The organism is Brevundimonas diminuta ATCC 11568, assembly GCF_000204035.1.
Classification (GTDB): domain Bacteria; phylum Pseudomonadota; class Alphaproteobacteria; order Caulobacterales; family Caulobacteraceae; genus Brevundimonas; species Brevundimonas diminuta.
Window position 1 is genome coordinate 1,737,197 of the sequence record NZ_GL883086.1, and the last position, 12,202, is coordinate 1,749,398.

Annotated in this window: 17 protein-coding genes, 1 pseudogene and 1 riboswitch; of the genes and pseudogenes, 7 read left to right on the top strand and 11 right to left on the bottom strand. The window is 68.5% G+C overall.

The features are described from left to right. A pseudogene (locus BDIM_RS18070) lies at window positions 1–180 on the bottom strand (hypothetical protein); the annotation flags it as partial. 4 nt (window positions 181–184) lie between these two features. Beyond that, window positions 185–2,143, bottom strand: coding sequence for a TonB-dependent receptor plug domain-containing protein (locus BDIM_RS12255; protein ID WP_003165907.1), 1,959 nt, complete (start codon window positions 2,141–2,143; stop codon window positions 185–187). Between the two features lie 132 nt (window positions 2,144–2,275). Continuing rightward, window positions 2,276–2,484: riboswitch (cobalamin riboswitch) on the bottom strand. Window positions 2,485–2,523: 39 nt separating this feature from the next. On the opposite strand from BDIM_RS12255, the gene cobU reads away from it, so the two are divergent. Then, window positions 2,524–3,045, top strand: coding sequence for a bifunctional adenosylcobinamide kinase/adenosylcobinamide-phosphate guanylyltransferase (gene cobU, locus BDIM_RS12260; protein WP_003165908.1), 522 nt, complete (start codon window positions 2,524–2,526; stop codon window positions 3,043–3,045). 10 nt (window positions 3,046–3,055) lie between these two features. Here the strand turns inward: cobU and BDIM_RS12265 are convergent, their stop codons facing one another. From BDIM_RS12265 to BDIM_RS12285, 5 genes are all read right to left on the bottom strand, one after another. Next, a complete protein-coding gene (locus tag BDIM_RS12265) occupies window positions 3,056–3,628 on the bottom strand; it encodes an HNH endonuclease (protein WP_172575529.1) in 573 nt (190 codons plus the stop codon). Between the two features lie 152 nt (window positions 3,629–3,780). Next, complete coding sequence (locus tag BDIM_RS12270) at window positions 3,781–4,179, bottom strand: ASCH domain-containing protein (RefSeq protein ID WP_003165912.1); 399 nt, start codon at window positions 4,177–4,179, stop codon at window positions 3,781–3,783. Between the two features lie 131 nt (window positions 4,180–4,310). Then, a complete protein-coding gene (locus BDIM_RS12275; protein WP_040346089.1) occupies window positions 4,311–4,709 on the bottom strand; it encodes an ASCH domain-containing protein in 399 nt (132 codons plus the stop codon). A gap of 21 nt (window positions 4,710–4,730) precedes the next feature. After that, window positions 4,731–5,393: a trimeric intracellular cation channel family protein gene (locus BDIM_RS12280; protein WP_003165917.1), complete on the bottom strand. Its 663-nt coding sequence runs from the start codon at window positions 5,391–5,393 to the stop codon at window positions 4,731–4,733. Window positions 5,394–5,454: 61 nt separating this feature from the next. Beyond that, window positions 5,455–6,108: a DNA-3-methyladenine glycosylase family protein gene (locus BDIM_RS12285; RefSeq protein WP_003165918.1), complete on the bottom strand. Its 654-nt coding sequence runs from the start codon at window positions 6,106–6,108 to the stop codon at window positions 5,455–5,457. 139 nt (window positions 6,109–6,247) lie between these two features. Here BDIM_RS12285 and BDIM_RS12290 point away from each other — a divergent pair, with 139 nt between their 5' ends. From BDIM_RS12290 to gluQRS, 3 genes are read left to right on the top strand one after another with little or no spacing between them, the layout of a single operon-like run. After that, a complete protein-coding gene (locus tag BDIM_RS12290) occupies window positions 6,248–6,499 on the top strand; it encodes a type II toxin-antitoxin system ParD family antitoxin (protein WP_003165919.1) in 252 nt (83 codons plus the stop codon). Then, entirely contained in the window at window positions 6,496–6,783 is a 288-nt protein-coding gene (locus tag BDIM_RS12295; protein ID WP_003165920.1) for a type II toxin-antitoxin system RelE/ParE family toxin, read from the top strand. The genes BDIM_RS12290 and BDIM_RS12295 overlap by 4 nt, the downstream gene beginning before the upstream one ends. Beyond that, a complete protein-coding gene (gluQRS, locus tag BDIM_RS12300) occupies window positions 6,780–7,631 on the top strand; it encodes a tRNA glutamyl-Q(34) synthetase GluQRS (RefSeq protein ID WP_003165921.1) in 852 nt (283 codons plus the stop codon). Before BDIM_RS12295 ends, gluQRS begins: the two co-directional genes overlap by 4 nt. A gap of 13 nt (window positions 7,632–7,644) precedes the next feature. Here gluQRS and fliE read toward each other — a convergent pair whose 3' ends face one another. Genes fliE through flgB form a run of 3 tightly spaced genes read right to left on the bottom strand, consistent with a single transcriptional unit; the run spans window position 7,645 to window position 8,834 of the window. After that, window positions 7,645–7,968: a flagellar hook-basal body complex protein FliE gene (gene fliE, locus BDIM_RS12305; RefSeq protein WP_003165922.1), complete on the bottom strand. Its 324-nt coding sequence runs from the start codon at window positions 7,966–7,968 to the stop codon at window positions 7,645–7,647. Window positions 7,969–7,981: 13 nt separating this feature from the next. Further along, the gene (flgC, locus tag BDIM_RS12310) at window positions 7,982–8,416 is read right to left on the bottom strand and encodes a flagellar basal body rod protein FlgC (protein WP_003165923.1); all 435 of its coding nucleotides are present in this window, start codon (window positions 8,414–8,416) and stop codon (window positions 7,982–7,984) included. 13 nt (window positions 8,417–8,429) lie between these two features. Beyond that, a complete protein-coding gene (gene flgB, locus BDIM_RS12315; RefSeq protein ID WP_003165924.1) occupies window positions 8,430–8,834 on the bottom strand; it encodes a flagellar basal body rod protein FlgB in 405 nt (134 codons plus the stop codon). 152 nt (window positions 8,835–8,986) lie between these two features. Between flgB and BDIM_RS12320 the strand changes: the two genes are divergently transcribed. The 3 genes from BDIM_RS12320 to BDIM_RS12330 all read left to right on the top strand — a co-directional run bounded on the left by BDIM_RS12320 (window position 8,987) and on the right by BDIM_RS12330 (window position 10,478). Further along, on the top strand, window positions 8,987–9,265 hold the full coding sequence (locus BDIM_RS12320; RefSeq protein WP_003165925.1) for a FliO/MopB family protein: 279 nt from the start codon (window positions 8,987–8,989) through the stop codon (window positions 9,263–9,265). Then, window positions 9,262–10,077, top strand: coding sequence for a flagellar type III secretion system pore protein FliP (fliP, locus tag BDIM_RS12325; protein ID WP_040346092.1), 816 nt, complete (start codon window positions 9,262–9,264; stop codon window positions 10,075–10,077). Before BDIM_RS12320 ends, fliP begins: the two co-directional genes overlap by 4 nt. A 122-nt stretch (window positions 10,078–10,199) precedes the next feature. Beyond that, window positions 10,200–10,478, top strand: coding sequence for an HU family DNA-binding protein (locus tag BDIM_RS12330; protein ID WP_003165927.1), 279 nt, complete (start codon window positions 10,200–10,202; stop codon window positions 10,476–10,478). A gap of 74 nt (window positions 10,479–10,552) precedes the next feature. On the opposite strand, the gene BDIM_RS12335 is transcribed toward BDIM_RS12330, so the two are convergent. After that, window positions 10,553–12,202, bottom strand: a 1,650-nt coding sequence (locus BDIM_RS12335; protein WP_428829100.1) for a tetratricopeptide repeat protein, incomplete at its 5' end; no start/stop codon positions are given.

Consider the following 12,202-nt stretch of genomic DNA (forward strand, 5'->3'; position numbering starts at 1 on the left):
GGCGGGATCGGGCAGGCGGTTCAGCGCCTCCTCCGACGCACGCGCCCCCCGCCACGGCTCGGGATTGATCCCCGTGGACAGGTCCAGCCAGGGCTGCGGCGCGTCGGGATAGGCGGCGGCGGCCGTCATCAGGCCGCCGCCGTGCCGGGTCGCCGTCGTCAGGAACGCGGCGTCCTTCATCGCATCAGAACCGGACGCGAACGCCGCCGAACACGCCGCGTCCCGGCGCGCCGTAGTTCAGGACCGTCTGATAGTCCTCGTCGAAGGCGTTCTCGATCCGGCCATAGACTTCGAGGGTGTCGTTGATCGGATAGGAGGCGCGCAGATCGACCAGGGTGTAGGCGTCGACCTTCACCGTGTTCGTGTCGTTGTTGAACGTCTCGCCGACGTAACGCACGGCCACGCCCGTCTTCAGGCCGAAGGCGAAGGCGTAGTCGGCGGCGAAGTTCGCCATATGCTCGGGACGGCGCGTCAGACGCTTGCCGTCCGTGGCGCCCGAGGCGCTCTTGGCGTCGGTCCAGGTGTAGTTGGCGCTGACGTTCAGGCGCTCCGTCACGTCCACGCGGCCAACCAGTTCGACGCCTTGCGCCTCGGTCTTCTGGACGTTGCGGTAATAGCCCCAGCGGCCCGCCCCGTTGACGGTGCACAGCGGGTCCGTCGAGGGCGTCGAGCAGCCGTTGTAACGGATCTCATTGTCCGCCTGGCGGTTGAAGTAGGTCGCCGAGACGACAGCGCGGTCGAACAGGCGCTGCTCGACGCCGACTTCCCAGCTGTCGAACTCTTCCGGCTGCAGGTTCAGATTGCCGTACTCGCTGTACAGCTCATACAGGCCCGGCGCGCGGAAGCCCTGGCCCCAGCTGGCGCGGACCACCGTACCGCCCTCGTTCAGGGCCCAGGCCGCCGCGACCTGGCCCAGCAGGTTGTCGCCATATTGCGCATGATCGTCATAGCGCAGGCCGCCGGTCAGGGTCAGGCCGTCCAGCACCGTCCACTGCACCTGGCCATAGGCGCTGTTCAGTTCGGCCTCGCCGCGATCGAAGACTGGATTCGGCTTGGAATCGCTAGGCACGCGGGTCTTCATTTCGGACTTCTCGTGCTCCAGGCCGAAGGTCGCGTTCAGCGCCTCGGTGACAGCAAAAGCGCCCTGATACTCCCAGCGACGGTTCTGACCCGCAGCATCGAAAGTCAGCGTTTGAACTTTCCGATCCGGGTTGAAGTTACGACGGTCGGTGTCGGTGTAGGCATAGCCGATGCGGTTGCGGAAACGCCCGTCCAGCAGGTCGAAGTTCAGACCAGCATAGGCGGCCAGTTCTTCGGTCCGGCCATAATCGCGGCTGTCGCCGTTCCAAGCGTCAAACTCGTGGCGGCCGCTGGACCAGACAGAGCGCAGGTCCAGGGACACGGCGTCCGTCACCTTGACGTTCAGGCGTCCCGACAGGCCGGTGTTGCTGTAGCCGTCGTCTTCCTTGCCAGCGGCGAAGCTGGAATAGCCGTCGGTGTCATAGCGGCTGGCCGCCAGGCGCCAGCTGACACGCTCGCCCGCGCCGCCGATCCCACCGCGGAAATAGGTCGTGCCACGCGCGCCGGCCTCGGCGTCGAGGCTGCCTTGCAGGGCTGCGGTCGGCTCGGCGGTGACGATGTTGACCACGCCGCCGATGGCCTGGCTCCCCCACAGGGTCGACTGGGCGCCGCGCAGCACCTCGATACGCGCGGTGTCGCCGATCAGCAGGTTGCCGAAATTGCTTCCGCCCTGCGTCGAGGACGGATCGTTCATCTTAACCCCGTCGATCAGGACCACGGTGTGATGGCCTTCCGCGCCGCGGATGCGCAGGGTGGTCGTCGTGCCGGGGCCGCCGTTGCGGGTGAAGCTGACGCCCGGCGTCTGGGCCAAAAGTTCGACCACGACCGGAGTCTGTTGCGCCTCGATGGCGGCCTGGGTCAGGACAGTGACCGAGGCGCCGACGCGCTCGATCGGCTGGGCCGAGCGGTTGGCGGTGACGACCACGTCCTCGACGGCGGTGGCGCCGGCGCGACCCGCCACATCAGGAGCGGCGGCCTGTTGATCGATGGCTTCAACGGCGAAGGCGGGCGCGGCGGCCAGAAGGCTGGCGGCGGCCAGGGTAGCGAATGCGGTCCGGTTCATTCCGGGTCTCCATATGACGACGCCGCGCCGGACCGCCCTTCGCCCGGATGAGCGAAAGCGGCCGCTGACGCGGCTGGTTTACGACTGTCGTCACACGAGTTGCCTCGACCGCCCGGCACATCCCGACCGCACGGAGAACGACGGCGACAGGCAGGTCTCCTGGCTCGCGGATCAAGGCCGGTGCGCGTCGCCTTCCCAGAAGTCGTTCAGGCCGTGGCCTTCCGGACCGCCAGTGGCGTATGACGCGCGGGCTAGCCGCTTACAGTTGCGGGAACAGCCGGAGTTTCACACTCCGTTCCCTTTCAATCCCCTTTCGGGGAACCTGACGCGACCGTGGCAGTAGGACCGTGCGCCGTTCAGGTCAACCGGAGAGACGACGCATGACCCTGACGCTGGTTCTCGGCGGCGCCCGCTCCGGCAAGAGCGGCTACGCCCAGCGGCAGGCGGAACGGGCGGCCGAGGCGGCGGGCCGCCCGCCCGTCTTCATCGCCACCGCCGAGGCCTTCGACGACGAGATGCGCGACCGCATCGCCCGCCACCAGGCCGAACGCGGCCAGGGCTGGCGCCAAGTCGAGGCGCCGCTGGACCTGGCCGAGGCCGTGCGCGCCCTGTCGGCCGAGGACGTTGCGGTGGTCGACTGCCTGACCTTGTGGCTCAGCAATCAGATGCTGGCGGAGCGCGACCTGGCCGCCGCCGTCGACGACCTGGCCCAGGCCCTGGCCGCCTGCCCCGCCACGCTGTGGGTGGTCAGCAACGAAGTCGGCTGGTCGCTGGTGCCCGACAACCCGCTGGGCCGCCGCTTCCGCGACGAGGCCGGCCGCCTGAACCAGCGCATCGCCGCCGTCGCCGACGCGGCCTGCCTGATCGTGGCGGGCATGCGCCTGCCGCTGGAGCGGATCTGACCGCAACCGCCTAAGGCTCCAGCTCGATGTCCCAGTAGAGGTAGTCGAGCCAGCTCTGGTGCAGGAAGTGGGGCGGGAAACGCCGCCCCGCCTGCTGAAGCTGCCAGGCGCTGGGCTGGTGGGCGGTGCGGCGCAGAGGCATCTGGGCCTGACCGGGCGTGCGGCCGCCCTTGCGCAGGTTGCAGGGACCGCAGGCGGCGACGATGTTCTGCCACGTCGTGCGCCCGCCGCGCGAGCGGGGGATGACGTGATCGAAGGTCAGATCCTGGGACGAGCCCGGCTCGCCGCAATACTGGCAGGCGAAACCGTCGCGCAGGAAGACGTTGAAACGGGTGAAGGCCGGCTTGCGGTCCTGATCCACATAGGACTTCAGGCAGACCACGCTGGGCAGTTGCATCTCCAGCGAAGGACTGCGCACGACCTTGTCATAGGTGGCGACCACGTCGACGCGATCCTGCCACACGGCCTTGACCACCTCTTCCCACGGCCACAGCGACAAGGGGAAGTAGGACAAGGGCCTGAAATCGGCGTTCAGCACCAGGGCTGGAAAACCGGACGGCGGGCGGGACAGGACCTGCATCAGGCCCTCCCGCTCATACGGGGGGTTATCGACGCGACAGGACTGAAGACACGTCTCCTTCCTTGGTCTGATGCGAAAACCCTACGCCTGATTCCCCCGCATCGCCATGACGGATACGACGCGTTTTCGTGACGCCCCCGTTCGTGACGCCCCCGTCAGAAGACCTCGACCAGTTCGAACCGCTCACACACGAGCGGCATGTCCGGCGCGAACACGCCCTCGCGCTCGAAATAGGTCTGATGGCCCTCGCGCCAGTATTGGGCCGACAGGTCGCCTTCGCCCTCGGCTCGCATGAAGTCCTCGTCGACCTGATCGAAAGCCAGGATACGGACCTCGGTCGTGCGGATCACGCAGGTCGGACGACCGCCCCCGTCGAGGATGACGCTGAGGTCGCCCACAGCCGGCATCACGTCCGCCTGACAGGAGACCAGGGAGGAACAGGTGGCGCGCTTGCGTCCGTCCAGCACCAAGGCCAGCAGTTCATCAGCCAAGCCGGGGTTGTCGCCAAACGCCCACCGGGGCACGGCGGCATAGATGTTGGGAAGATCGGTCATGGAGAACTCAACAACGGGTTGCGGCGCCAGGACAGGCGGCGAACTTGTTCATGAAGGCGGCCACATCAACGGCGCTCCGCTACACAGCCCTGACCAGGTCGTCGAAGCGAAGCGCCAGTAGAAAATCGCCGTCAGAAGACCTCGACCAGCTCGAATCGTTCGCAGACCACCTTCATGCCCGGCGCCCAGGTGCCTTCGCGTCGGTAATAGGCCTCATGCGCGTCGCGCCACCATTCGTAGGTCAGGTCGCCCTCTCCCTCGGCGCGGGCGAAGTCCTCGCTGACCTGCTCGAAAGGCATGATCTCGACCTCGGTCGTGCGGATCGCACAGCGAGGAGCGCCGGCGCCGTCGAGGATGACGCTGATCTCTCCCACGGTCGGCATGATGTCGGCCTCGCATGACGCCAGCGACGAACAGGTCGCGCGCTTGCCGCCCGCCAGCACCAGGGCCAGCAATTCATCGGCCAGTTCGGGGCTGTCGCCAACGGGCCAACGGGGCGCGGCCGCATAGGCGGGGGGAATATCGTTCATCTGCATTCTCGTCAGTTGGATTCAATATCGCGAAGCGGCGGTCGGGAAGGCGGGCAGGCTCCAGCCCCACTTCAGGGCGCCAGCGCGCACGCCGAACCCGGCAACGACGGCCACCGCCACGGCGGGCCATGTGGGCAGGCTCACGGCCTTCAGGCCGACGAACAGGGCCGCCGACACCAGGGCGGCGGTGATGTTCAGTTCGCGCCGCAACAGGATGGAGGGCTGGTGCGCCAGCACGTCGCGCACGATGCCGCCGAAGCAGGCCGTCAGCACGCCCATGACGATGCAGATCAGCGGCGTCACGCCATAGGAGGCCGCCTTGGCCGCCCCCATGACGCCATAGGCCGCCAGCCCGACCGCATCCAGCCACAGCAGGGCGCGGAAACGCCACGACCGCGCGCCCAGCATCCAGAAGCCGACGGCCGCCACCATGCAGACGGCGACATAGCGCCAGTCCTGCACCCAGAAGACCGGCGCTCCGATCAGCAGGTCGCGCAGGGTGCCGCCGCCCATGCCGGTCACGGCGGCGAAGAAGGCGAAGGTCAGGACGTCATGCTTCTCGCGCGCGGCGGCCAGGGCCCCGGTGGCGGCGAACACGGCCACGCCCGCGAAATCCAGCAACGGCAGAACCGCAGCCGGACGAACCAGGTCTGCGCCCGCGATCGGCTCCAACATCGTCATCATCCCCAGGGCGCCGCGCGGCGCCGTCTTCGGGGTCGCCCCCAGCCTTCATCAATGCCGAAGGCTAGAGGCCTTCGTCCAGCGCGATCTCGCCGCGCCGAACGCCACCATACCACCCCCAGAGCAAATGCGCCGCCACCGCGCGATGCGGCCGCCAGATCTCGGCGCGGGCATAGGCCTGTTTCTCGTTCGGACGGGCCTCGGCGCGGTCGGCCCAACGCATGGCTTCCTGAAGTGCCACGTCGCCGCCGGGAAAAACGTCCCCTCGCCCCTCGCAGAACATCAGGAAGGTCTCGGCCGTCCACTTGCCCACCCCCTTGATGGCGACCAGGGCGGCGATAGCCTCGGCGTCGTCCAGCCGCTCCAGATGATCGAAGTCGATGTGGCCCTCCGCATGGGCGCGGGCGATCTCATGGCCGTACTTCGCCTTCTGCCCCGACAGGCCGAAGGTGCGCAGCGTCTCCACATCGCGCGCCAGCACGGCCTCGGGCGTCACCTGCCCGTCCAGCCCCTCCACCACCCGCTTCCAGATCGAGGCCGCCGCCGCCACCGACACCTGCTGCTCCACGATCATGCGGAACAGGCCCTCATAGCCGCCGGGCCGCAGCCGCCATTCGAACACGGGCGTCGAGGCGTGCGCGCGCGCCAGCGCCGGATCGGCGGCGGCCAGGGCCTCACGGGCGGCGGCGACGGAAGCGGGAGACGGAGCAAGGGCCATGAGGCCATGCTAGCCTTCCGCCTCATCCCTCGAAAAGAGACGTTCGCCGCCCGGTTCTGACCACGGCCGGAAACCGCCACTCATGGAGAGCTCTGGCGCACCGGCTCTCTAACATCTATTATTAGAGCAGGAGATCGCCATGACCATGACCGTCGAACTCGGCGCCCTGGAGCAGGTCGTCGACAATCTGGTGAAGCAGGGGCGCTACGGCTCCAAGAGCGAGGTGCTGCGCACGGGCGTTCGCCTGGTTCAGGAGCATGAAGCGCGCCTGACCGAACTGCTCGGCAAGCTTGAAGCCGGCGTGACCCAGGCAGAGCGCGGCGACGTCGTCTCGCTGAACACGGCGGCCGAGAGGCTGCGTCAACGCTTCGAGCCTTCCGCCCCGGAATGAAGGTCGTTCTGACCCGCCTGGCCGAGTCGGATCTGGCTCAGAGCGGCGACTGGATCGCGCGCGACAATCCGCGCGCCGCAGGCCGCTGGATCGAGAGCGCGCTGACGGAATGTGAAAGCCTGTCCGCCAACGCCGAGCGCTATCCGCGCATCGGTTTCGCCGATCTGCGCAAACGCCCCTTCGGCGACTATGTGATTTTCTATCGCGTGACGGATCGGGTCGAGATCATCCGCGTGCTGCACGCCGCCCGCGACTGGGCGTCGCTGCTAGGCGACGCGCAATGACGTTCGTCACCCGCTTCGCCCCTTCCCCCACCGGCCGCCTGCATAAGGGGCACGCCTTTTCGGCCCTGACGGCGTGGCGGGCGGCGAAGGCGGCGGGCGGGCGCTTCGTGCTGCGGATCGAGGATATCGACCCAACGCGGTGCCGACCGGAATTCGAGGCAGGCATCTATGAAGACCTGGCCTGGTTGGGGCTGGACTGGGAGACGCCGGTGCGGCGCCAGTCCGATCACCTGGCCGACTACGCCGCCGTGGTCGAGGCGCTGGACCGGCGCGGCCTGCTCTATCGCTGCTTCCGCACCCGCAAGGAGATATTGGACGCCATCGGCGACGCCCCCCACGGCCCCGCCGAGGCGGCGCGCCCCGGTCCGCATCCGGCCGAGGAAGAAGCCCGCCTGCTGGCCGAGGGACGCCCTTTCGCCTGGCGACTGTCGCTGGATCGGGCGAAGGAGGCGCTGGGCGGCGCGGTCTGGGACGCACTCAGCTTCATCGAGGAAGGCTCAGGCCCCGACGGCGAGACCGGCCGGGTCAAGGCGCGGCCCGAGACGGCGGGCGACGTGGTGCTGGCGCGCAAGGACGCCGGGACCGCCTACCATCTGGCCGTGACGCACGACGACGCCCTGCAGGGGGTCAGCCATGTCATCCGGGGGCAGGATTTGTTCGAGGCGACGCATATCCAGCGGCTGATCCAGGCTCTGATGGACTGGCCTGCGCCCGTCTATCGTCACCACCGCCTGCTGGCCGGGCCCGACGGCCGCCGCTACGCCAAGCGCGACCGCTCGGTCACGCTGGCGGAACTGAGGGAGGGCGGCCTGACGCCCGAGGCGCTGAGGGCGGAACTGGGGTTCTGAGACCGAACCGCCGTCAGATCGGCATCCGCATGATTTCCTGATAGGCGGAGATCACCTGATCACGCACCGCCATGACCGTCTCCAGCGAGGCCTCGGCCGAGGAGATGGCTGTGACGACGTCGATCAGATTGCCCTGCCCCTGGACCGACTGAGCCATCTGCGTCTCGGCGGCGCGGGTCTGCTGCGTTGTCTGGGTCATGACGTTCTGCAGCAGGTCGGCGAAGCCTCCGGCCGCGTTCGGGCCGGTGCTTGCAGCCGCATTGGCCGAGGTGGCGACATTGACGCCGCCCCCGCCCTGAACGGCGGCGTAGGCGCGGGCGGCCATGATGGGGTTCATGCCCTAGACCCTCTTACTTCTTGATGATGTCGAGCGTGCGGGAGTCCATGTTCCGCGCCGTCTCGATGACGTTCAGGTTGGCCTCATAGGCGCGCTGCGCCTCGCGCATGTCCATCGCCTCGACCAGGGTGTCGACGTTGGGCCGCTGGACATAGCCTTCCGCGTTCGCCGCCGGGTGCGAGGGGTCGTAGTCCATGCGGAAGTCGCTCTGGTCCGGCCGCACCTCGGCCAGGACCACGCCGGTCGCGCCGTCGACGTTGCGGGCCTGAAACACCGGGGTCTGGCGGCGATAGGGCTGGCCGCCCGCGACGTTGGCCGTGGATTCCGCGTTGGCGATGTTCTCGGCGATGATGCGCATCCGCGACTGCTGCGCCTTCAGCGCGCTGGAGGCGACGGCCATGGCGGTGTTGCGCGGGGTGACGGGACGGCCGTTGATCGGATCAGGCATGGCTCACTCTCCCTCAGGCCGCGGGCTTCTTGGCCGCCAGGCGGATCATCTGCATCGACTTCTGGTAGAAGCCGATGGCGGCGTCATAGGCCATGCGGCTCTCGGCCATCTTGAGCATCTGCTCCTCGACCACGACCGAGTTGCCGTCCAGCGTGGTCTCGGAATCCGGGGCGCGGGTCGCCTCGAACCGCGCCGCCTGGCCGGGCGGCGAGATGTGCCGGGCGTTGGTCGTCGTCATGCGCAGGCCGCCGCCCGTCCGCATCGCCTCGGCGAAGTCGGTCGGCGTCTTCAGGTCGCGGGCGACATAGCCGGGAGTGTCGGAATTGGCGACGTTCTGGGCGATCACCCGCTGGCGGTCGTCCAGCCAGCCCAGGCGGCCCTTGATCTGATTCAGCAGCGGCAGGTCGGTGACGGACACGCGAATCCCTCGGACGGTGATCGGCAGAATTTGCCGCCTGCATGGTTAATATCTCGTATCCCTAAACGCGCCGTTAACCACGTCCGTTGAAACATGCCCCCGAAGCGCCGCGTCCGCGCGCCGCCGCCGTATGCGTCTGGGGCTGCATCCGCATGAACATCCTCGATCTGTTCCGGGCGATCTTCGGCCTGGCCATCACCCTGGGCATCATCGGCCTGGCCGCCTGGGCGGCGCGGCGCTATGCGCCCGAGATCCTGGCCCGCTTCCAGGGACCGCAGGGCCAGGTGCGGCGCATGAAGGTGGTCGAGACCCTGGTGCTGGACCCCTCGCGCCGCCTGGTGCTGATCCGCGTCGACGACGAAGAACGGCTGATCCTGCTGGGCGAAGGCCGCGAACTGATCGAGCCCCGCCAGCCGGGAGGCGTCAAATGAAACGCCCCGCCCTGTTCGGCATGCCGAGCCGCGACGAGCTGAAGCGCGCGGCCCTGCTGTCGCTGATCACCACCGCCCTGTGCCTGATCTGGCCGTTGGGCGCCCTGGCGCAGGAGGCGGCGCAGGGCGGATCGGCCATCAACATCGACCTGGGCAGCGGCGCCGGCCTGACGCAGCGCGTGGTGCAACTGGTCGGGCTGATGACGGTGCTGTCGCTGGCGCCGTCCATCGTCATCATGACCACCAGCTTCGTGCGAATCGTCGTGGTGCTGTCCCTGCTGCGCACGGCGCTGGGAATGCAGCAGTCGCCGCCGAACGCCGTCCTGGTGTCCCTGGCCCTGTTCCTGAGCGCCATCGTCATGGGGCCGACGTGGCAGGACGCCTATGATTCGGGCATCCGCCCCCTCATGGATCAGCAGATGGAGCTGCCTCAGGCCTTCGATGCGGCGTCCGAACCGGTAAAAACCTTCATGCTGGCCCAGGTGAAGCCGGACGACCTGGCGTTGTTCACTCGCCTGTCGCGTGTGGAGGCCCCGGCCGACGTGCAGGATCTGCCCCTGCGCGTGGTCACGCCGGCCTTCATGATCAGTGAGTTGAAGACCGCCTTCACGATCGGATTTCTTCTTTTTGTTCCGTTCCTTGTGATCGATCTGGTGGTCGCCAGCGTGCTCATGTCCATGGGTATGATGATGCTGCCGCCGGTAGTGGTCAGCCTGCCCTTCAAGCTGATCTTCTTCGTGCTGGTGGACGGGTGGCGACTGGTCGCAGGAAGCCTGGTCGAGAGCTTCCAGAGAGCCTCCGGAACCGGATAAATCCCCAGCCTGCAAGGCCTGCGCGCCGATGCGCACTTGCCAAGCTCCCCAAAACCGTCGTTGATCCCCCGGTCCTCGTCCGGCGCTTCTTTCCGGGCGACCACCATTGGGAAAATACCCTCATGACCACTCAAGCTGAACTGATCGCCGCCGTCGCCAAGGACGCGGGCGTTTCGCAAGCTGACGCCGGCAAGGTGCTGACCGCCATTGTCGAAAACATCCACAAGTCGCTGAAGTCGGGCGGCGACGTCCGCATCTCGAACCTGGGCGTGTTCGACACCGCCGAGCGCGCCGAGCGCGAAGGCCGCAACCCGGCCACCGGCGCCACGATCAAGATCCCGGCCTCGAAGGCCGTGCGCTTCCGCGTGTCGAAGCCGCTGAAGGACGCCGTCAACGGCTAAGCCTTTCAGGCGCGTTCGATCCTCCTTGCGGGGATAGACGCAAAAGACCCCTCTCCCGCCGGGAGGGGGGTTTTTTATTGGGCGGCGCCGCTCTTGGCCCGGAACTCGGCCTTGGTCTGGGCGATCCAGCCGGCGTAGGCGTCGGCCCCGGCGCTGAGGGCGGCGAAGTCCTGCGGGCGGCCCGAGCCGTCGGCGCCGTCCAGCCCCGCCAAAGCCACCCGAATCGCGCCGGGCGAGCGCGCGCCCTCGGCGAAGCGGGCGTAGTTCTTCGACAGACGGTTCAGCGCGGCCGCGTCGCGCGCCAGGGAATAGCCCGCGCCTGCACGGATCAGGCGCGTCTCCTCGACCTCGCTGAGCGGCACGGCCGTCTCCTTCCAGCGATCGCCGAGGCGCTGTTCGTAGAGGGCGGCGGCCGCCCCCCACTGCTGCTGCTTCCACAGGATATCGGCGCGCACGTCGCGCGCGGCGGGCGAGGCGTCCTTGCCCAGCACCTCCAGAGCGTGATCGTAGCGACCCAGCTCCATCAGGGCGCGAGCCTCCAGCGCGCGGCGCTCCAGGTTCATCGCCGTCGGCAGCAGGGTCGTGCGCGACGACCACAGGGCCTTCAGCGCCTCTTCCGGTTGGCGGTTCATCAGATAGACGGCGGCCAGATTGGTCGAGACCTGGGCCTTGGCCACCCCGTCCAGTCGGTTCTCGGCCTGATACTTCAGCAGTTCCGCCGCCTGATCCAGCAGGTCGACGTCGATCAGGCGCCGGGCCAGGCGCCGCACCATCTCGTCGCCGTCGGCGCCGACGGGCGTCAGCTCGCGGAAGTCGAAGAACAGGGCCAGGGCCTGCACCGGCTGCAGGCCGTCGGCCGCGCCTTCGAGGAACAGGGCGCGGAAGGCGTTGTCGAGATCGGCCTGAAGCCGATCGCCGCCCGGCAGGGTGACGATCTTCGACCCGGCCGTCTTCAGCGTGGTCAGCGCCTCGCGATAGCGGCCCTGCGACAGATAGAGTTCGCCCAGGGTGCGGATCACCGCCAGCTCGGTCGCATCCCCGCGCCAGCGCCATTTCAGCGCCTCCAACTGGGCGGCGGCGGCGTCGACCTTCAGCGTCCCCTTGGCCATCTCCAGCTTGATGACGCCCAGACGCGCGGGCGTGGCGATGCCGTCCAGCGGCGCGCGCGCCACCGCCTTGTAGATCGCCAGGGCGCGCTCGGGGTTCTGATCCAGCTCGAACAGCCGGGCCTGCACCAGGCGGGCGGTCAACTGGTCGGGGGCCGAGACGTTCGGTTGGCTGAAGACATAGGCCAACAGTTCGCGCGCGGCGTCGGCGTCGCCGGTCTCGACCGCCGCCATGGCGTGAGCGGCGCCGAAGCGAGCGCGCCATTCAGGGGCGAAGCCGTCGACCACGCCCGCCCCGGCCGCAAACAGCCGCCGGGCGTTGGTCCAGTCGCCCTGCTGAGCCGCGATATAGCCCTGCCACACCTTGGTGGAAGGATCGCCGGCCAGGGCGCCGGACGAGAAGTCGGCCTCCGCCTCGGCGAAACGGCCGATGGAGGCGCGGGCGGCGCCGCGCAGGCCGCGCACCTCGGCCACGCCCTGCATGGCGGGCGTCTGCTTGATCAGGGCGTTCAGCACCCCGACCGCCTCGAACCCCAGACCGTGCCCGACCAGGAAACGGGCGTAGGCCAGCCGCGCCTCAATGGGCGCGCGCGGATCGTCGACGGCGCGGCCGCTCTC

Coding starts and splice junctions, on each gene's coding strand:
- cobU (WP_003165908.1), top strand. CDS start 2,524: ATGACCCTGACGCTGGTTCTCGGCGGCGCCCGCTCCGGCAAGAGCGGC.
- BDIM_RS12285 (WP_003165918.1), bottom strand. CDS start 6,108: ATGGCCCTTGCTCCGTCTCCCGCTTCCGTCGCCGCCGCCCGTGAGGCC.
- BDIM_RS12295 (WP_003165920.1), top strand. CDS start 6,496: ATGAAGGTCGTTCTGACCCGCCTGGCCGAGTCGGATCTGGCTCAGAGC.
- BDIM_RS12280 (WP_003165917.1), bottom strand. CDS start 5,393: ATGATGACGATGTTGGAGCCGATCGCGGGCGCAGACCTGGTTCGTCCG.
- BDIM_RS12290 (WP_003165919.1), top strand. CDS start 6,248: ATGACCATGACCGTCGAACTCGGCGCCCTGGAGCAGGTCGTCGACAAT.
- BDIM_RS12270 (WP_003165912.1), bottom strand. CDS start 4,179: ATGACCGATCTTCCCAACATCTATGCCGCCGTGCCCCGGTGGGCGTTT.
- fliP (WP_040346092.1), top strand. CDS start 9,262: ATGAAACGCCCCGCCCTGTTCGGCATGCCGAGCCGCGACGAGCTGAAG.
- BDIM_RS12255 (WP_003165907.1), bottom strand. CDS start 2,143: ATGAACCGGACCGCATTCGCTACCCTGGCCGCCGCCAGCCTTCTGGCC.
- BDIM_RS12275 (WP_040346089.1), bottom strand. CDS start 4,709: ATGAACGATATTCCCCCCGCCTATGCGGCCGCGCCCCGTTGGCCCGTT.
- BDIM_RS12330 (WP_003165927.1), top strand. CDS start 10,200: ATGACCACTCAAGCTGAACTGATCGCCGCCGTCGCCAAGGACGCGGGC.
- gluQRS (WP_003165921.1), top strand. CDS start 6,780: ATGACGTTCGTCACCCGCTTCGCCCCTTCCCCCACCGGCCGCCTGCAT.
- BDIM_RS12320 (WP_003165925.1), top strand. CDS start 8,987: ATGAACATCCTCGATCTGTTCCGGGCGATCTTCGGCCTGGCCATCACC.
- flgC (WP_003165923.1), bottom strand. CDS start 8,416: ATGCCTGATCCGATCAACGGCCGTCCCGTCACCCCGCGCAACACCGCC.
- fliE (WP_003165922.1), bottom strand. CDS start 7,968: ATGAACCCCATCATGGCCGCCCGCGCCTACGCCGCCGTTCAGGGCGGG.